The organism is uncultured Vagococcus sp., from assembly GCF_963518325.1.
GTDB lineage: Bacteria > Bacillota > Bacilli > Lactobacillales > Vagococcaceae > Vagococcus_D.
The window spans coordinates 11,541-31,535 of sequence record NZ_CAUQJB010000037.1 but is presented as its reverse complement, the minus strand read 5'-3'; the positions used below and the strand labels follow the sequence as shown (position 1 = coordinate 31,535).

General features: G+C 37.1%; 18 protein-coding genes and 1 pseudogene. All 19 read left to right on the top strand.

What is annotated here, in order from left to right:
• Nucleotides 1–47: 47 nt before the first annotated feature.
• The gene (gene esaA / locus RWN13_RS20510) at nucleotides 48–3,302 is read left to right on the top strand and encodes a type VII secretion protein EsaA (RefSeq protein WP_314067566.1); all 3,255 of its coding nucleotides are present in this window, start codon (nucleotides 48–50) and stop codon (nucleotides 3,300–3,302) included.
• Nucleotides 3,299–3,754, top strand: a complete 456-nt coding sequence (locus RWN13_RS20505) for a type VII secretion EssA family protein (RefSeq protein ID WP_314067564.1) — start codon at nucleotides 3,299–3,301, stop codon at nucleotides 3,752–3,754. The genes esaA and RWN13_RS20505 overlap by 4 nt, the downstream gene beginning before the upstream one ends.
• A gap of 4 nt (nucleotides 3,755–3,758) precedes the next feature.
• Complete coding sequence (locus RWN13_RS20500; RefSeq protein WP_314067563.1) at nucleotides 3,759–4,031, top strand: EsaB/YukD family protein; 273 nt, start codon at nucleotides 3,759–3,761, stop codon at nucleotides 4,029–4,031.
• Nucleotides 4,021–5,223 carry a type VII secretion protein EssB gene (gene essB, locus RWN13_RS20495; RefSeq protein WP_314067562.1) on the top strand — a complete coding sequence of 401 codons (1,203 nt, stop codon included), beginning with the start codon at nucleotides 4,021–4,023 and terminating at the stop codon, nucleotides 5,221–5,223. Before RWN13_RS20500 ends, essB begins: the two co-directional genes overlap by 11 nt.
• 11 nt (nucleotides 5,224–5,234) lie before the next feature.
• Nucleotides 5,235–9,671 (top strand): type VII secretion protein EssC, encoded by a 4,437-nt coding sequence (essC, locus tag RWN13_RS20490; RefSeq protein WP_399553707.1) that lies wholly within the window; start codon nucleotides 5,235–5,237, stop codon nucleotides 9,669–9,671.
• 24 nt (nucleotides 9,672–9,695) lie between these two features.
• Nucleotides 9,696–10,139, top strand: a complete 444-nt coding sequence (locus RWN13_RS20485; protein WP_314067558.1) for a DUF5082 family protein — start codon at nucleotides 9,696–9,698, stop codon at nucleotides 10,137–10,139.
• Nucleotides 10,140–10,150: 11 nt separating this feature from the next.
• A complete protein-coding gene (locus tag RWN13_RS20480) occupies nucleotides 10,151–10,426 on the top strand; it encodes a TIGR04197 family type VII secretion effector (protein ID WP_314067556.1) in 276 nt (91 codons plus the stop codon).
• A gap of 18 nt (nucleotides 10,427–10,444) precedes the next feature.
• A complete protein-coding gene (locus tag RWN13_RS20475; protein ID WP_314067554.1) occupies nucleotides 10,445–11,947 on the top strand; it encodes a T7SS effector LXG polymorphic toxin in 1,503 nt (500 codons plus the stop codon).
• A gap of 7 nt (nucleotides 11,948–11,954) precedes the next feature.
• Complete coding sequence (locus RWN13_RS20470) at nucleotides 11,955–12,722, top strand: hypothetical protein (RefSeq protein WP_314067553.1); 768 nt, start codon at nucleotides 11,955–11,957, stop codon at nucleotides 12,720–12,722.
• A complete protein-coding gene (locus tag RWN13_RS20465) occupies nucleotides 12,706–13,152 on the top strand; it encodes a hypothetical protein (protein WP_314067552.1) in 447 nt (148 codons plus the stop codon). The genes RWN13_RS20470 and RWN13_RS20465 overlap by 17 nt, the downstream gene beginning before the upstream one ends.
• 4 nt (nucleotides 13,153–13,156) lie before the next feature.
• A complete protein-coding gene (locus RWN13_RS20460) occupies nucleotides 13,157–13,666 on the top strand; it encodes a DUF5085 family protein (RefSeq protein ID WP_314067551.1) in 510 nt (169 codons plus the stop codon).
• A 665-nt stretch (nucleotides 13,667–14,331) separates the two neighbouring features.
• Entirely contained in the window at nucleotides 14,332–14,637 is a 306-nt protein-coding gene (locus RWN13_RS20455; RefSeq protein WP_314067550.1) for a hypothetical protein, read from the top strand.
• 205 nt (nucleotides 14,638–14,842) lie between these two features.
• Nucleotides 14,843–16,105 (top strand): annotated as a pseudogene (locus RWN13_RS20450) (FtsK/SpoIIIE domain-containing protein); the annotation flags it as partial.
• 90 nt (nucleotides 16,106–16,195) lie between these two features.
• On the top strand, nucleotides 16,196–16,945 hold the full coding sequence (locus RWN13_RS20445) for a hypothetical protein (RefSeq protein WP_314067549.1): 750 nt from the start codon (nucleotides 16,196–16,198) through the stop codon (nucleotides 16,943–16,945).
• 17 nt (nucleotides 16,946–16,962) lie between these two features.
• Nucleotides 16,963–17,421, top strand: a complete 459-nt coding sequence (locus tag RWN13_RS20440) for a DUF5085 family protein (protein ID WP_314067548.1) — start codon at nucleotides 16,963–16,965, stop codon at nucleotides 17,419–17,421.
• Nucleotides 17,418–17,975: a DUF5085 family protein gene (locus tag RWN13_RS20435; protein ID WP_314067546.1), complete on the top strand. Its 558-nt coding sequence runs from the start codon at nucleotides 17,418–17,420 to the stop codon at nucleotides 17,973–17,975. The genes RWN13_RS20440 and RWN13_RS20435 overlap by 4 nt, the downstream gene beginning before the upstream one ends.
• A gap of 373 nt (nucleotides 17,976–18,348) precedes the next feature.
• Entirely contained in the window at nucleotides 18,349–18,597 is a 249-nt protein-coding gene (locus RWN13_RS20430) for a hypothetical protein (protein WP_314067544.1), read from the top strand.
• A gap of 58 nt (nucleotides 18,598–18,655) precedes the next feature.
• Nucleotides 18,656–19,771 (top strand): hypothetical protein, encoded by a 1,116-nt coding sequence (locus RWN13_RS20425; RefSeq protein ID WP_314067543.1) that lies wholly within the window; start codon nucleotides 18,656–18,658, stop codon nucleotides 19,769–19,771.
• The gene (locus RWN13_RS20420) at nucleotides 19,743–19,982 is read left to right on the top strand and encodes a hypothetical protein (protein ID WP_314067542.1); all 240 of its coding nucleotides are present in this window, start codon (nucleotides 19,743–19,745) and stop codon (nucleotides 19,980–19,982) included. The genes RWN13_RS20425 and RWN13_RS20420 overlap by 29 nt, the downstream gene beginning before the upstream one ends.
• Nucleotides 19,983–19,995 lie beyond the last annotated feature (13 nt).

Below are 19,995 nucleotides of genomic sequence, written 5' to 3'. Positions count from 1 at the left end.
GAATGTTCCCTTCCCTTTTTAATTTTAGTCTTAAAGAGGGATGAAAAGTGAATAAAAAGAAATTTTTTTCTGGTGTGAAAATAATTCTGTCAATTTCGATACTACTTTTTTTATTCATTCAATTGAACCGGGAAGTTCAACAGAGTGAACAGTTACAAGAGAAGAAAGCCAAAGAAGAGATCCGACTTAATGTGGCGCTTGTCAATGAAGATGAAGGTACCCTGCTAGGAGAGAAAGATATTCAACTAGCAGCTAACTATATAAAGAAAATTGAAAAAGATGAGGCTCATAACTATTATGTTGTCAGCCGCGGGATTGCGGAAAATGGCTTAAAAAATGATAAATACCAATTGATGATTATTATTCCAAGTAATTTTTCAGGGAAGTTACTCTCGATTCAAGAAAGTAATCCTGAAAAGCTAAACATTAATTATAAAGTGAATTCAAATGGGAATGCAGAAATCGAAAATGAATCCAATAAAGTGGGAACTAAGATTGTCAGTGACTTGGATAAGCAACTGGTAGATATGTACACCGCCAGTGTCTTGGACAATCTCTATAGCGCCCAAGTAAACATTGGCAAAGTAGCCAAAAATCAAGGCGAATACGTGGCTAACTATAAAAATAACGTGTTTCAGCCAGCCGTCGATTTTCAAAATTACTTGCCAGCGCTAGTCAGTCAATCGTCCAGCGCTAGCGGTTATAATGATGCCTTAACTAAATCATTGGAGTCTTATACCGACAGTTATGGGTCATTTATTGATTCGCAAAAAAGTTATGACACTCAGTTAGAGGAATTATTAGCCAAACGAGCGGAAGATAAAATCACCTATGAGGAATTTTTAGTGGCCTTAAGCGAGATGGATACGACCGTTTTAAGTGACGAAACGAATGCCATGTACGAGGAACTACGTAGTTTGGATATCTTTTATCAAACAAATCTAGGGGATAACTTAACCCAAGATGCCTTTGTGACGCAAATAGGCGATATTAAACAAAATTTTATGGCGATACCCAATGACAAAGATACCCCAACCATGGATGAGTTGTCCTTAGTCAAACAAATCGAAAAAGGCAAACAACGATTAGATGTGGATGAAGCAACCATTAAAGCCCGTTTTTCTGATCAAATGATGATGTACTTTTTTGGGAATGTTGAAGGAGAAAGAGCGAAAGAGTTAAAGCTTAAGGACCTTTTCCAAGAGGATGAAGGGAATAGCATTAAGAGTGCGGAAGCCAATAAAGAAATTCAAGACATTATCAAAGCGTATAAAGAGTTTAAGAGGGAGCAGTACGATAAGGAAATTAGCGCTCGCACACAGAGCTTAGCTGATTTAGAAAACATCTACAAGACCTTACCCTCTAGTGGGATTTCTGACTTGGTTGCACGACAATTGACGGAGAGTGAACAAACTGAACTTAATCTAGCAATGGCACAAATTGATCAAAAGATTAGTGACATTGAAACGAAAACAGGGGAAGAGTTTCCGCGGGCTTATGATGATGAGTATGAAAGTCAATTGGTGAAAGAATTCACCGATTATGAAGAACTTGTGGGACCCAATAGTAGTTTGTTAGGAAAAGAATATGAAGTAATGTTTAAAATTCCGGGATACGAAGATGTGAGGGGAATGATTACTCCTAATGCGAATGTGGTGATTAAACGGGTAGAAATGCCAACTGAAACGTATTCGAAACTCAGCGATTTAACTGATTTTCATTTCGTGTTACGAGAGACAGTTGCCAAACCAATAGACGTTGAGGTTAAGGTGGTTTATGAATTTATTAATATGCCCGCAATCACCAACCATGAGACAGAAACGGCAGATGATATCAGTGTTACTTTCCGCTTGTCCCAATCACTTATCGATCCGGGGTTTGGTTATGAAGGCTTATACTCTGCCGCATTGCCTGTCGATTATGCGTGGCTTCATTCAGACAAATATTTAAACGCCATAGCGGATGCGGCTGCAGCGAAAACCAAACTATTAGAAGTCTACCGTAAAGTTAATTTACTATTCGAAACAGTGGTCGTCGATCAAATTGATGACACCATTAGTGAAGAACTATTTACCGAAGATCTGTTTGAACAAAGTGTTTACAGCATGATGGAAGATTTGATTTATTATTGTTTTAAAGAAGAATTTGCGGAGCAGTTAAAAGTCTTTCAATATTTGGAAATAAAAGCTGGAACCATTGCTCAGCAATTTGGGCCTCTTGAAACCCGCTTAGGTGAGATTAACCAAAATACTTTGGCGCTACAAAAGAATGTGTCCTCTCAATTGGATAGCATTGAGCAAATCAGAAGTTTATTGTCCAATGTGCAATCGAATGAATCGAAAGTTAGTTCAGTCAATGAATCTACCGATATGAGCATCAGTGCCAATAAAGAGACCATGGCCAGCTTGCTGGAAACCAGTCAGGGAATTAAAGAATACTCTGAAAGTAATATTAAAGAATCAGAATCGGTTAAAGAGGTCTTCACCGAATTTAATACCGAAGTCGAATCAGCGGAACAAACAAGTAAAGAACTAGCTGACAACGCCAACAGTGTGTTAGATAAATTTGAAGAAGAGCTAGCCAATAACAATAATTTTTATGGCACATTTGCCACCGTCATGAGCCAAGCTCAACGAGATGGGGTGCCTAATGAGACTTTCTTAAAATTCTTGGCAAATCCAATAACGGCCACACATGAATCCACCGTTAAATCAGCGGAAGTTTACAAGCCTTTTACTTGGATTTTAATGTTGTTTGCTGTGAGTTTATTTACCGCCTATGCCTTTGCCACGCAAAACTTAGGTGTCAGAGTCAAGGAGTTGTTTGAGCGCGATCGTTTGTGGATTTCAGATAATATTCTGAATACGGTCTTTGTGGTCGTTTCAGGTACAATCTTAGGGTTGATTTTTAGTGTTCTAAGTGAGCAAGCCTTAGGGATTTCCCAAGAAGAGAAGTTGCTGTGGGTGGTTGTGATTACCTCCATCATGCTAATCTTTACGTTGATTAATCATTTCTTGATCAAACAATTGAAGATTTTTGGCTTAGCCATTAGTTTATTCTTACTAACGAGCTATGTCTTCTTAACAAGTGCCGTTGGCAAGACCTCCGCTTTAAATGAATTTGGGGCATTTATCAAAAAAATCAACCCACTGTCTCAAAGTGAAACGATTTTAATGAGCTTTTTCTCCAAACAATCCATTAGCGGTTTTACCATGATTTTGTTAGCCTTGGTCATCGTGGTTGGGATCATCCTAAACTTAGTTATTTGGCGCTCGCAAAAAGTCCAGGAGGCAGTCGAATGAAAAAAATAATGATTGCCAGCCTATTTCTGTTCTTGCTAGTCAGTCATCCAGTGCCGGTTCGTGCACTGGATGAGATTGAAGAAAATAATTTGGAATTAAAGGTTGAGCGGATCGAATCTGATGGTGAAGATAAAAAAGTGACCAATCAAAAAAACAATGAGCAATTATTTAATGAGCAGAACATCAAAAAATTAGCAGAAGCCAAAAAGAAAGCGGACCAGGAGGTCTTAGAGACCAAGGAGTCACTTTTCAAACAAAAAGCGATAAAGCTTAAAGCCCACGATAAAAATGACGTGTTTCAAGCTGAAGCGAAAATGTATTATATGGGAGACGCTCAGGACAAATTAAAAGAGAGTAAAGACACGAAGATGAACGTTCCATCCTTATTAGTTGGTTTAGGGATTGTCATAATAGGAACGACGGGTGTCTACTTTTATATGAAAAAGAGGTAAGAAGATGTCAGGGAAAGATGAACATATCAATGTGACGCTAAACTATCAAAATGGCCAATTACCACCAGTTGATCTAAGAATACCGGTTAAAATTAGTATTCATCAGCTGGTGAAAGAAGTCAATAAAATTTTTGGTTTTGATAACAGAGCGCCTAAATATCAAATTAAAGTGAAAAATAAAGGAATCTTGTTGGATGAAAATCAGGTACTAAAGAACTACCCGGTAACAACTGGCGATATTATTGAAATTTTGGAGGAAGCCCCGTATGACAACTAGTGAATTTGAATTTGATAAACACCCCTTTACCATAGAAAAAGAAGCCACCACTTGGGAATTGACCTTAAAACAAAGTGACGTATTGGTTCATGATGAAAAAGATTTGTCGATTTTAACGTTGAGCAATGCCCAATTATTACCATCTAGCTTCCATTGGGAAGAAGATAGAGTCACCTTTACTTATTTTATTGACCCGGAATATGTGAATGCGGATAGGTTAAAAGGTCAAGAGAGACCTCAAAAATTACGAGCCTTGATTAATCTAGGTGAAATGAAAGACTTGTTGGCATTGCCCATTAGCTTTTTTATCCATCCTGAAAATGTCTTATTTGACAGCAACTTAATGCCTAAATTGGCTTATCGGGGGTTAAGCGGCAAGATGCCGCCCAAGGCGATTACCGAAGAGGATTTATTGAGACAATACAAGTGTTTCATCTTGTCTTTGATGGAAGGCAAAAAGAGCTTTTCTGAATTGTATGATGGCAATTTGGATACGTATCGTGGCAGTAAATTTGCCAAAGCGGTGATGGGGGCAGAATCTTTTGAGCCATTGATTGCTTATTTAAAAGAGGCCTACCAACAAGATGTAGCCGACGATCAACGCCGCATGAGAAAAGTACCAAAGCGCAAATACCGGGTGTATCAACAACTGGCTATTTGGTTTGGGGTGCTGGCGATTCTTTTGGCGATTCCCGTTGGTTATTTCCTGTTTTTCAGAGAGCCATTTCAAGCGAAGATTTTGTCCGCTGATACTGCCTTTTTGAAAAATGATTATGAAGCCGTAATTACCACCTTGGAACCGATTGAAACCAACGCCGTTCCTTATTCACAAAAATACACCTTAGCCTATTCCTTTGTTCAAGGGAAAGATTTTTCAGATAAACAGAAGACGATTATCTTAAATAACATTAGCTTAAAATCTGACGAAGATTATTTAGGCTATTGGATTGAAAATGGTCGCGGTAATCTGGATGAAGCCTTGGATATTGCCAAAAAATTAGAAGACTCTGATTTGATTTTATATGGCTTAATGCAAAAAATTGAACAAGTCAGAAATGACTCTGATTTAAGTGGAACCGAGCGTGAAGAACAAATTGATAAATTTGAAGGCGACTATAAAAAATACGACGAAAAACGTGAAAAAAGCTTGAACCCTGAAGAAGCTGCCACTGATACGTCTGGAGGCCAGTAGACATGACAGAAATGATCTTAACCCTCTATTTAGACGGTTACCGCTATCAAAAACACTTGGAGCCAGGTAATACCTATCAGTTGGCCCATGATATTTTAGTCACTGTGGGGAATCAGGAGACTTTGTCTGACTGGGCCCTGTCCTATGAGGACGGCTGGGTTCTAAGGTCGGAGGATCAAACCCTAACCTTATCAGAGGGCCAGCAGGACTTTCCAGCCCTTGGTGACGTGGCTATCTGGTTGACCCCTGCGGCTCCCTTGGAAATTTACGATACCTTAGGGAAAACGGAATTGCGGATTGGCACTGATAAGGGCGCTGATTTAACCGTGACAGCGGATATTCAGGTTGTCCTGACACAAGTCGAAAGAGGCTGGCAGGTTACTAATCTAGGAGGCCCCTTGTATCACAATAACAGTCTGGTTGCGTCAGCCGACTTCCTGTTGGAGATGGGCGACGAACTGGCTGTCGGCAGTCAGTTGATTAAAGTGTTTGAAAAGGAACTGTTGATTTCCAGTCATCTGGTGACTCACAACAGCTTAAGTCAAATTTTTACCTCCCGTTATATCACATACGCTGATTATCCAGACTTTCATCGCTCGCCGCGGATTATTTATCGTGAACCAGAAGGGGAAAAGGCTGTTAATCCACCGCCGGAAGAAATCAAAAAACCAACGGATCAGCTATTAAAAACCTTAATTCCACCAGTGATTATGTTTATTATGACACTGGTCATGGCCTTTATTATGAAACGTGGCATCATGGTGATTGCCACTGCGGCCACAACTTTAGTGACGATTGTTTTCTCCATTACCAGTTTTATTAAAACTCGCAGAGACTATAAGCAAGATGTTATCGATCGTCGTGAAAGCTATGAATTATACTTAACCCTCAAATCAATTGAAATGCATGAATTAAATGAGGAACAAAAAGCAGGGCAATTGTATCATTACCCATCGATTGAAGAGTTAACGGTCTTAGCTAAAACTTATAACCACCGTATTTACGAGAAAACACCCTTGCATTTTGATTTCTTGTATTACCGTTTAGGCTTAGGGGACGTGGCGACTTCAAGTAAAATCAAGTACTCGAATGCTGAGCGTGAGAAAAAAGGCGATGATTTAGAAGAGCGTGGCTTTGAGCTTTATCAAAAGAGCTTGACGATTACCGGCATGCCTTCGACCGCTAATTTAATGAATGGCCCTGTGGGGTATATCGGCCCTCGCCCTCTAGTCATCGAACAGCTGCAACTATTAGTTAACCAGCTGGCGATGTTCCACAGCTACCATGATTTACAGTTGGTGACGATTTTCCCAGAAGAAGAATTACCAGAGTGGGAATGGATGCGCTGGTTGCCACACGCTTCCTTACAGGAGATGAATGTTCGTGGGTTTGTTTACAACCAACGAAGCCGTGACCAAGTGTTAAATAGTTTAAACCAAATCTTAAAAAACCGTCAAAATACCTTAAATGAAGAAAAAAACAAACGAGACAGCACAATTTTTTCTCCTCACTATGTGGTCATGGTGACGGATGAAAAACTGATTCTCGACCATGTCATCATGGAATTCTTTACAGAAGACCCATCTGAATTGGGCTGTAGTGTGATCTTTGTCCAAGACGTCATGAGTAGCTTGTCGGAAAATGTCAAGACGGTCATCGATATTCGCGACCGCAATACTGGGGTACTAGTCTTAGAAGAAGGCAATCTAAAAAGTGACACCTTTGAGCTGGATCATTTCCCAGTGGACTGTGACAAAGAGGAACTGCCACGTTTGTTGGCGCCGTTAAATCATCTGCAAAATCTTAAGAGCAGTATTCCCGAGACCGTGACCTTTATGGAATTATACGGTGTGGAGCGCTTTGAAGAATTAAATGTCCTAAGTCGTTGGGCGGAACACTCGCCCCATAAGAGTTTAGCCGTTCCTTTAGGCTTACGTGGCAAAGACGATATCGTCAACTTAAACCTTCATGAAAAAGCCCACGGGCCTCATGGGTTGGTCGCTGGGACCACTGGTTCTGGTAAATCGGAAATCGTTCAAAGTTACATCATTAGTTTAGCCGTCAATTTCCATCCTTATGACGTGGCGTTCTTGCTGATTGACTACAAAGGTGGGGGCATGGCCAATTTATTCCGTGATCTGCCTCACTTACTGGGAACCATCACCAACTTGGATGGGGCTCAAAGTATGCGTGCCTTGATTTCGATTAATGCCGAACTAAAACGACGTCAGCGTCTCTTCTCAGAAAATGACGTCAACCATATTAATCAGTATCAAAAATTATATAAGAGTGGCGACGTCAAGGAACCGATGCCCCATCTCTTCTTAATCAGTGATGAGTTTGCGGAATTAAAGTCGGAACAGCCTGAATTTATGGCGGAACTAGTGTCCACTGCCCGGATTGGTCGTTCTCTAGGGATTCACTTAATCCTAGCGACTCAAAAACCATCAGGGGTCGTTGATGACCAAATTTGGAGTAACTCGAAATTTAAATTAGCCCTTAAAGTAGCCGATCGTTCCGATTCTATGGAAATGTTAAAAACCGCTGATGCCGCGGAAATTACCCAACCAGGTCGTGCGTACCTACAAGTCGGTAACAATGAGATTTACGAATTGTTCCAAAGCGCTTGGAGTGGTGCGGATTATCAACCGGATAAAGACGATCAACAAATTGAAGATCACACAATTTATCGCATCAATGACTTAGGTCAGTACGAGATTCTCAGTGAGGACTTAAGTGGGTTGGAAGATGTGGAAGACGTGAAACAAATCCCGACTGAATTGGATGCGGTGGTTCAAGGCATTAAAGTCATCGTGGAGGAACAAGCCATTGAGACCTTACCAAGCCCTTGGTTACCCCCATTGCCTGAGCGGGTGTATTTACCTGATTTGCAAGACCTTAACTATCAGGCGAACTGGCAAGGAGAGAAACAACCACTGGTGCCAGTCTTAGGAACGATTGATTTACCAAGCCGTCAAGCCCAGGAAACCCTGGCCATCGACTTAAGTAAAGACGGCCATCTAGCCGTGTATTCAAGCCCAGGTTACGGGAAATCCAGCTTTATTCAAACCATCGTCATGGGACTGGCCCGGATTCACAACCCTGAGCGCCTCCACGTCTATCTACTGGATTTTGGGACCAATGGCCTACTGCCATTAAGAGCCCTGCCTCACACGGCAGACAGTATGACCGTTGACGATGAAGAAAAAATCGGCAAGTTTGTCCGCCGGATGGAAGCCGAAGTCAAACGCCGTAAAAAACTCTTAAGTGAGTACGCCGTGGCCAGCTTAAGCATGTATGAAAAAGCCAGCGGCAACGAAGAACCAATCATCTTCTTACCAGTCGATGGTTACGAAGGCATTAAAGGCAACAAGTTTGAAGAAATACTGGAAAAAATGATTACCTCGATTGCCCGTGAAGGTGCGGCAGTGGGGATTCACTTACTGATTTCGGCTGGTCGTCAATCGGCTATGCGGGTGCAGTTACAAGGGAATATCAAAGTCCAAATTCCGTTAAAACTCAACGATGACAGTGAACCACGTTCCGTCGTTGGTCGAACCGATCTAATCATCGAAGATATGCCAGGACGGGGCCTCTTTAAAACAGAAGACGGCGCTCAATCAATCCAAGTGGCTTTACCTAATCGAGGGGAAGACCCATTGGAAATCATTGAGGGCATTAGACAAGAAGCCCAAGAGATGGCGGAGTATTGGTCTGGTGAGTTACCAGAGGAGATTCCGATGGTGCCGGAAGTGTTGTACTTTGATGAGTTTAGGAAGAAAAAACAAGTTCGTGAACAGGTTGAGATGGGGGCTTTACCACTTGGCGTAGATTTTGAAGAGGTAAGTTCCGTACCTTTTGATTTAAATTATTGTGGAAATTTAGCAGTTTTTGGCGAACAACCTCGAACTTTGTTTCTATTAAAAAAATCTATTCTTCGAGGAATAAGCTTAATGGATTCAAATATCGATACCATGATTATTGATAATGATAAGTTACTTGAACATGTGCCAGGAGAGTTCAATGCAAGTATTGTAAATGAAGAGTTGTTTTCTGAAGTAAAGGAAGACTTGCTTTTTGAAATCCAAAAAAGGCAAAACGCGGATGCACAAACTTTAAATAAATGGTTAGTCTATATAACGAATATGGAAGTTTTTGAAAAGAAAGCACTCCTAACAGAGGAGGAATTTTTGACCTTAATAAATGCAGGGACAGAAGTAGGAATCCACTTCGTTATTGCAGGTGATCATCAATATATGGCCAAAAATCGAATTGGTTTGCCACGACTTATTAAGGATAATATAAAAACAGCTCTATTTAATTTAAAGGTATCTGATCAAATGTACATGGATAAACCATATAACTCTAGAGAACCTGAAATAGAGCATGATGCTGCATATTTTGCTATTGATAAGCAATTTATCAAAGTAAAACTTATGTTAGATTAATTGATTTGAAAAGGAGAGGGCAGAATGAGTTCCGATAATGATTTAGCCAAAGAGATGAAAAAAGCTGCTAAGAGGGTTGAATTAAATTTAAAATTGACTAGTGCTAGAGGTACTTTAATAACTTTAGAAGCAAAAGTAGAAAAATTAAAAAAGAAAATAGCAAGGTTTACAACGGCTCTGACAGAAATTAATACCGGTAATGAATCATTTCAACAGGTGAAAAGTTCTATGGATGGAATAGATATTGACGCATCATCTTGGTCTGGAGAAAAAGCTGATAAAGTTAATGTGGAACTGGCCAATCTGAAGTCAGATATAAGTTCTATAGCAACTAAAGTGGATGATGCTGTCGAAACAATTGAGGCTGAAAAAAAAGAAGCTGAAAATGATTTGATTAGTGCAGAAGCAAAAGTTGCTTCTCAAGCAACAGTGGTCCAAAATTTAATTAACTCGATTAATAGTTTATAAAAGGAGACGTTATGGAGAAAAAAGTAGAACTGAATTATGATGTTTTTATTAATCAAATTAATCAAGTGGAAAGTGCCAATACATCAATTACTTTTTCGATGACTAGTGAACTGTCAACTACAGATATAAACCCGTTTAAGTCTATCTCTACTTTAGTTGAGACGTTAGAAACCAACATAAAAACATATCAATCAACTGTTGCAACAGATGTCTCAAAAGTAAAGCAAATGGGAGATAAGATAAAAGCGACAGATGAAAGTTTAAAAGCTGATATAGATAATAAGTAACGAGAGGGCGTGTAAATAATGCCGAATGTAAATATGGAAGAAGTTAATGATTATTTAAGTGAATTTGAAACCTCGTCTACTAAGTTACGAGATTCGTTGGTTGATGCAAGATCACAAACTCAAAGTTTAGCTAGTCTGGATTCATTTGGTGGTAAAGGTCCAGATGCGGCAAAATCATATCTTAATGATATCCATGTAAATGTTAGTGTAGCTTACCAAGATGTGATAGACTTATTTAATACTGAATTAAAGACAAATGTAGAGATGTTTCATGCAGAGGTAGATTCTTCAGCATCTTGTATCATAAAAAGTGAATATGTAGAGTCATTTGGTAAGAAGATAAAGACAAATAAAGCAAAATTGAAAAGTTCACTAAAAATAATAAACGACTCTATCAAAAAAATTAATGATATTTCTTCAGCCAGTAGTATTTCGATGACAAGTGCTAACCAAGCATACAAAGAAATTTCTAAAGTTAGCGAAAAACTTCTTACTAGTTTGAACAGCTTTTCGAAAATGAACGTGGGATCGTTAGAAAATTCAATAAATGCAACAAACCAAGCCCAATCCCAAATGGATAGCATTTCAGGCAGCTCAGGTGGCATTGCTAAATATGATAAAAAAGATTATAAAACCTTTTTTGATTATTTGAAAATGTTTAGCAAAGGTCGCGAAGGCTTGGTTGAAGCGGGAGAATATGCAGAGGCGTTGTTGACCTTTGTAAAAAATTATAATAAAGTAAAGTTTGTAAAAACTGGTTTATTTTCATATTCCTTGAGTTCAGAAGATAGGAAAGCCTTGGCATATTTTGTATCTCATATGGATGACCCCAAGATTAAAGGAATGAGTGCAAAGGAAACGAGGCAACTTATAAAGAAACTTGGAGAACAAGGGAAAAACTTCTCCTCGAAATTTAGTAATTACAATTTTATGGATATGATGGGAGTATTAGCTAGAGAAAAGTTTAATGGTGGGGATTTTGATGCCAAAATTTTGAAAAAATTACCGCGTGATGCATTTAAGAAAGTGAATTTCAATATTTTTAATGCAAGTACAGCAAAAACAGTAGGAAAAGCGGCTGCTAAAGGGTTTTCTGAATCTTTTGACATGATGAAGCCCTCCTATTACAAAAGTGCCGGAAAACTTGGCAAAGGACTGGGTGTTTTATCCGTCGTTAGCGCGGGAGCTACGGGGATGGATAAATATAAAGATGCTAAGGTACAAGGCCTTAATACAGGGGAATCTGTTGTTGCGGCAGGAGTCAATACAGCTATTGAAATAGGTGCTGACTCTGCAATGACATCAGCATTAACGACTGTAGGAACGGCAATATGTCCTGGGGTCGGTACTGTTGTGGGGTTTGTACTAGGTGTTGGCGCAACATGGGCGAAAGATAACATCAAGTTGGGTGATAAAACAATAAACGAGCATATTACTTCGGGAGTTAACACAGCGGTTCAAAGTGTTAGTAAAGGCGCGCAGGCAGTTGGAAATTGGCTTTTTGGTAAAAAGAAAGGATGAATAAGCTGTGAATAAATTAGACGATAGCTATTTTTACACTTTTAAATTAAATATTCTATCGGGAAGACAAACTCCAGTAGCAATTGGTCATCTGCTTAGAGTAATTATTGTTGGTCAAGGGATATTAGGTAGTATGGCGCTTTTTTTAGCTCCACTAGTAATAATGAATAGTAAAGCAATTCTTTTTTTAAAGTTAGTATTTTTTGGTAATATTGTATTGTTAGCTATATTTAGTTATAGAACTATCTATAAAAAATACCCTAAGAGCCAATATATGCTATTTAATATTAACATCATGTTCTTTTCGTTCTACACTATCTTATTGGGATGTGAAACTTTTTTTAGCGGTACAGATAGTATAAGGTCATTTGATGAATTTCGTTTACCAATTTTCTTTTTTGCCAATATTGTCGGGATAATTAGTTTAATTGTTTCATTTTTCTTTTTTCGAAATAATGCTATAAATGGAAAATATCAAGAAGACAGTGTAGCTTCAGAAAAAATGGTTAAAAATGAACTAGTAGGTAAGATATTAACACCAATATTAATTTTATCCTCAATATCAGTACCCTTCATTATTAAAAATTTAATTCCTAGCAATGGCTTAATGTTTGGATTTATGGGGTCACTATTTATATTTTTAGGATGTATGTGTTATGTTGGAACATCGTGGACATTTATGACGTTTTATTGCAAATTGAGATTTAAAAGTTTTAATCCGGATATTTCTGAATTAATAAAAGATGAAGAGGCGAAAAATGATGAAAATAAATAGACAACCTTTTGTTATGGAAAACCTATTGAGTATAAAAGCTGTAGCAAAAGAAGAAACGTGGTTTAATGGAATAATTGAGTTAAAATCGTATATGCTTGATGAAGGTTTGTATCAAACTGGGCCAGTATTCTTTTCGGTTGAAGAAGTTGAGGGCGAGCCAACTTTAAAAAGCTTTGAATATTATTTGCCGATAAGTTGGGAAATTGGTCTTGAGGAAGCTGAAATTTCATTTGTGAGTAGTCTGGAACTTAAAGATGCTTTAGTTTTGAGACAGGCTGATTCAGCCGGAGAATTTACAGAAGCTATAGAGAAAATAAAAAAATATGCTGAGCTAGAGAAGATCGAGCTAGAAAAAAAAGCCTATTGTGTGTGTACAGAGGTTTACGAAGAGTTTATTATTGATATATTTATGGAAATAAAGGGGGAATAACTAAATGATTATTCCAAATCAAAAAATAATGTATAGAAATGTTGTATCAAAATTTTATAAAGGTTATGCTAATGATATGCAAGAGGCATTTCTTGATTTTACAAGTGAACTCAAGAAAGAAAAACTTACTCAAGCAGCGCCCATGTTTTATTCGGTTTTAAGTAACGTTACACATGAAGAAATGTTAATTGAGATTCATGTACCAATTGAAGAAACATGGCTTAATAAAAAGAGAGCCGACATGTCTTTTCTCTCCTATTTTTTTGTAGATAAATTACTTTTTACAAGAGTGACAGAAGATTTTGAGAAAAATACTCTGTTAGCTTACGAAGAACTGTTAAATATGGTATCGGAAAATGATTTAGAAATACATGCACCTTTTTTCAATGTCCCTAAATTTGACTATGGAAAAGAGTTTGTTGAAATCTATTTAGGTGCTAAACTCACTTCAGAATCGTTGGCTAATAGATACAACCAACCTGAAAAGTCAGGTGAAAGCAACCTTATTTTTTAGTATTAAGACTGTTACAAACGCGTATTGTCTCAACAAATATTCCGAAAATTTTCGCCAGAAATTTAATGTGCCAGAAGAGGTTTGGTATGGAAGTAAATACAGGAAATAATTAAATGGCCAAATTAACGCCATAAACGAGACGGATGACTAACGGTTGAAGTAATTTCAATTGTTAGTCATTTTCACTTGACTAATCTAGTTGTAACCCTTTACAATAAGAGTGTTAAGGTAGTGAAAAACCAACCAAATAAAAAATGGCACTTCTCAGATTGGACCGACCCTTTCTGAGAAGCCCTTAAGCGTCAGTCTCACCTGATACTCAAAGTTGCCAGTTAGTAAGAATTACTAACATATCTATTGTACTTAATTTTTGTGGATTGTGCTAGTCTTTTTCGACAAGCCTCTGGCAAAAAACAGCGGTATGTTAGGTCTATTTGTCTAACTCCAAACGAGCAGTCACAGGTCGCGATGAAGCGTCTGTGGATGACTCGTTTTTATTTTTTATTTGGGCTACCTTTAAATCGAAAGGTTGGTGTGCGTTGGAGGGCTAAGGGAGAAAGGAGGTTAAAATGGACTTACTTATACCGAGAATCAAGGATGATTAGTGATGAGCAGAACCATCATTAAGGATGAAAAAGAAGGCCCAGTCAAAGGAGGACAAAAAAATGGAAGAAAGAGGAAGGGACATACTCACGAAAAACAATCAGCCGACTAAAAGCATCATCTATCAAGATATCTATACCACCAAAGAAACCTTAGAAAAACTACAATCATGGGGAAGCATCTTGGAGTTATTCGCGACGTTTTTTGCTGATCAACGCAAAAAGCCTCTAAATAAAAAAGAAATTATCCAACAATACCATGCTATTTCGCAACTATTTGGCGTCTTTTTTGATGATTTTAAAAAGCAAACAAGTTTTTTGGAAAATCAACTTGAAACGTTAGGAGCACGGAAAAAGGTACAGAACTAATTATTTTGAGTCATTTTATGAGTTCTTCAATAACAAAAGATAGAGAATTTAAAAGGAGTTAATCACGGTGCTATACAAGTTGAATGATTGTCTTCTTTTTTTGAATAAAAGCCCAGAATTCAGTCCTAAAAAGATACTATTTGCAGCTGTTTCACGATATAATGATGTATGTATATTGTCCGTTAAAGTTTCCCCCTTAAGTCGTGAAAGCTATGAATTATACTTAACCCTCAAATCAATTGAAATGCATGAATTAAATGAGGAACAAAAAGCAGGGCAATTGTATCATTACCCATCGATTGAAGAGTTAACGGTCTTAGCTAAAACTTATAACCACCGTATTTACGAGAAAACACCCTTGCATTTTGATTTCTTGTATTACCGTTTAGGCTTAGGGGACGTGGCGACTTCAAGTAAAATCAAGTACTCGAATGCTGAGCGTGAGAAAAAAGGCGATGATTTAGAAGAGCGTGGCTTTGAGCTTTATCAAAAGAGCTTGACGATTACCGGCATGCCTTCGACCGCTAATTTAATGAATGGCCCTGTGGGGTATATCGGCCCTCGCCCTCTAGTCATCGAACAGCTGCAACTATTAGTTAACCAGCTGGCGATGTTCCACAGCTACCATGATTTACAGTTGGTGACGATTTTCCCAGAAGAAGAATTACCAGAGTGGGAATGGATGCGCTGGTTGCCACACGCTTCCTTACAGGAGATGAATGTTCGTGGGTTTGTTTACAACCAACGAAGCCGTGACCAAGTGTTAAATAGTTTAAACCAAATCTTAAAAAACCGTCAAAATACCTTAAATGAAGAAAAAAACAAACGAGACAGCACAATTTTTTCTCCTCACTATGTGGTCATGGTGACGGATGAAAAACTGATTCTCGACCATGTCATCATGGAATTCTTTACAGAAGACCCATCTGAATTGGGCTGTAGTGTGATCTTTGTCCAAGACGTCATGAGTAGCTTGTCGGAAAATGTCAAGACGGTCATCGATATTCGCGACCGCAATACTGGGGTACTAGTCTTAGAAGAAGGCAATCTAAAAAGTGACACCTTTGAGCTGGATCATTTCCCAGTGGACTGTGACAAAGAGGAACTGCCACGTTTGTTGGCGCCGTTAAATCATCTGCAAAATCTTAAGAGCAGTATTCCCGAGACCGTGACCTTTATGGAATTATACGGTGTGGAGCGCTTTGAAGAATTAAATGTCCTAAGTCGTTGGGCGGAACACTCGCCCCATAAGAGTTTAGCCGTTCCTTTAGGCTTACGTGGCAAAGACGATATCGTCAACTTAAACCTTCATGAAAAAGCCCACGGGCCTCATGGGTTGGTCGCTGGGACCACTGGTTCTGGTAAATCGGAAATCGTTCAAAGTTACATCATTAGTTTAGCCGTCAATTTCCATCCTTATGACGTGGCGTTCTTGCTGATTGACTACAAAGGTGGGGGCATTCTAAATAAGTTAGGTGGTAAGAAAATAGAGGATGGCAAGAAGGCGGTGAATAATTGGGCCAAAAAGATTTTTAAATAAAGAAAAGAGGGATTTGAAATGCCTTTAAGTAAATATTCAAGGGAGGACTTCTATCAATATAGCATACCTATTCTAAGTGGACGATATACTTTAGATAAGTTAGCTGTGAATGTTCGTTTGATCATGGTAGGTAATGCTATATTAGTACTATGCTTTAATACATTACTTAGAAATATTAGTGTATACAATAATTATTCAGTAAAGCTTCTTGGATATATCTTATTATTTTTTAGTGTGATACCTATTTTAATCACATTTATCAAGAAATCTAGATTTAAAGAATTTTATGTAGCGTTTCTTTTAGGAGCATCGTCATTTCTTTTAGGAATTCTTATGATTTTAGTTATTACGTTTAAACTAATTGAAGAAAAAATTGGGGATGGGCAAATATTAAACATTACTCAAGTAAATTTTATGCTTTTAATTATGATGACTGCTGTAGCCACTGTATTCATTTTAGGTGGTCACAATTTAGTAAAAAAAATTAGAATCGGACATGCAAGAAAAAACTCAAAGTCAACGTTATTTTATGAGGATGGAGAAATAGTTTATCGAGGTTTAATAAAAAAAATAATCGTACTGGTGCTATTAACAATACTTTTGAATTATATATTACGTTTCTTTTTTGACGATTTTCGAGAGATGTATTATAATGTTGTAATTTATAGCGGCGCTTTACTAGTTATTTATTTAGCTCCAAGAAATTTTATGATTTTTTATTTAAAAAAAAGATTTCCAATAGATTATTTAGAATCTTATCTGGATTAAAAAAGGAAGAGAATACCATGGCAATAGAAAGAACATCATTAGAAATGGTTAATATAGTTAGAGTTAGTGATTTATTGAAAATTGACGAGTGGGAAAGAGGAATAACCTTTTTAAAAGAGTCAGAGCTTAATATAGATACTTATCAAAATGGTCCACTTTTTTTCTCAATAGAGGAAGTAGATGGAGAAAAGGAATATGGGAATTTTGATTTTTACATGCCCGTGAATCAAGTGATTGAAATATTGGATAACGACGATGTTGCGTTTGTTTCTAATATTCTAGTTGAAGACGCCTTTTCGTTAAGGTTCGTAGGTGGAGATTTTGATTTTAAGAGTCGCTATCAAGAAATAAAATTAGTGGCAGAAGAAAATGACTTAAAAGTGAAAAAGATTGCGTACTTCGTTTTAACTGAAGTGTATCATGGAGAATATATCTTTGATATTTTTGTGCCTATTATAAATGGAAGTGATGAATGATGATTGTTGAAAATAAAAAATTAGCGTATAGAAATGTTTATATGGAGACCTATTCTTTTTATCCTAAAGAAATAGGTGAGGCGTTAAAAATTTATGAAAGTAAACTTGAACAAGCTAATTTAACACCTATTGGTCCTTTCTTTTTTGAGATTATCAGCGATATTCACGATGAAATTATGGATGCGACTTTTTATACACCAATTAAGGAAAACAAGCTACCTGAAAATTTTGATGATGATTATGTTAGATTTTCATCATATTTATATATTGATCAAATGATTATGACCCGAGTAATGGGAGATTTCGATAAAGAGTCTCAGGTCAAATATAATGAGATGCTGAGATATGCTGGAGAGCAAGACTTAACTATAATAACTCCATTTTTTAATGTATTTAAATCAATAGGTGATCAAACGTATGTTGAAATATATTTAGGAGCAACGAGAGTTTTCGAGACACCAGAAGAAGAAGTACATCATTTACTTTCCGACATAGAAGAGCGTAAAGGTGAAGAAAAGATACCTTTCTATAAGAGGTTTTTCAATAGAAAATAGCACAGTGGTGTATTGGAATACTCAAATTACAATTAACTCCTAGATATGGGATAAATTGATTCAGAAAAGGATATTTCAAAATGTTTAATTATTGATTGCTTATACTAAGCACAATGATTTGAATGGGATTATTCTCTTGTGTGTGGTTGCGGCTCGGGTTAAAGCAAATGATAAAGAAGAGTCATGTAAATGAAATGAGACTCTCTAACAATCAAGCTTAAGTTTATTTAGCTAACAATGCTATCATAGATTGTTGGCTAAATTAAGGTTAAGATATTGTTTTTTTAAGGATGGAAAAATGTTGAGAAATATAATCGCTTTTGTCAGCTGAATGGGTGGAAATAAGTTAGAACAAAATAAAGGAAGTGATCCATTGATAAAAAGGAAGAAAAGACTAGTTATCATCATAGCAATGATGGTGGTTGTACTTATTTTAGGTGGACTCTATTATAAAATCAAAAAAAACGAGTTACTAGTGGATGCTTTACCTGATTGGGAATATGTAACACCTGCTCCAATTGTTAATTTTGAGAAGTTTGGTAAAAATAAAAAAAATGTGTTATTGGAAACTCGATATTTAACAAAAGAAGAAAGTAATAGGTGCTGGTTTTGTGTAAGCTAAGTCATAACCTTTAACAAGTGATTTTTGATAATGATGAACTTACAGAGAGGAAAAAGAATTGAAAAAAATCAAAAGTAAGCTATTTATTGGTATGTTAATATTTTTTCTGGCAAGGTACCAAAGCGCTAATATTAATCAACTAAAGGTAAGTAATCAAGAACAAATAAAAAAAGAAACAGAGGTTGTCGCAAAATCCTTTAGCGATGAGCTTTCGATAGGTTCTAGAACAGACGTTGAATTGGAGCAAGGTAAGACAGGAAATTTATTAGAGTTTATTGCCAAAGATGCTAATGCTGAGACCTTAGCTAACTATATTAATACTCTAGGCAATAATTCGGATAAGTTGACACAAGAGATAGATAGACTGATAAAAAGTATATCAGATATGGGTTCCTATGGTGAACTCGATTTTCTAGAGAAAGAGTTCTATAAAAAATCGATGTCATATCTTCAGTTATTAAATTATTATCAGGATGCAACAAGTTTTATCGATAAGGGGTATGCGCATTTTAGTGATTTATCTTATGAAGACGGAATAATAGATGGTAAAGTTGATATTCTTTCACCAGAGTATGTAAAAAAATATGATACGACCTACCAATCACCAGATCTACCTTCAATCGGAAAACTAGTGAATGGTATGCCATTCACTATTATATACTTTGCCCACTTAGGTCAATGGACCGACTATGAATATAACAATAACCTTCCTCGGGTTGATGTTGGTCAACATGTACTGAATCAGTTAGATAGGGTGACTGTTGAAGAAGAGACATCTATAGTTCCCAGCTACATGTTAAGTGGTCCTTTTAGCGGGATTAAAGTAGATGAGGGATATTATATAGCAAGAAATAAAAGAACGTTTGTTGAAATTAGAATAAGAACCCTTTTTTATGTCAGCATGTTTAACTATCAGATTGGTATAAGACAATCTAGTAATAATTCTCTTTTATTTATCTGTTTTCCGACGAAAGAAACTGCGAAAAAAAGTAAATGGCTCTTAGAACATGCAGAAGAATTAGGTATTAAAATGGATTTTCATATAAACAATGAGGGTGAAATAAAGCCTGATGAGGTTTATGGAATGTATGAAAAAGTTAAAGAAGTGATTGATAATTCTAAAGAAGATTTAGGCGACATAGAAGATGAGTTTTCAACCATGTTTAATCAATAGAATTAATGCTAGTGCCAATTTAGCTTCGGTAACCATACCGGTTATCATTCGTGAAGATGATTTATATCGTTATGGAGCGGAATTATCTGTATCTTTAGTATCCGCTGACTTGTCAATGAAGGGCATAGAGTTAGGTGCTGGAGCTGGATTAATTGGTATTAATATTTCAGGAGGACGTACAGAGTTAATTGATATTAATGTGGGTATGTAATTATTGTAAGGGG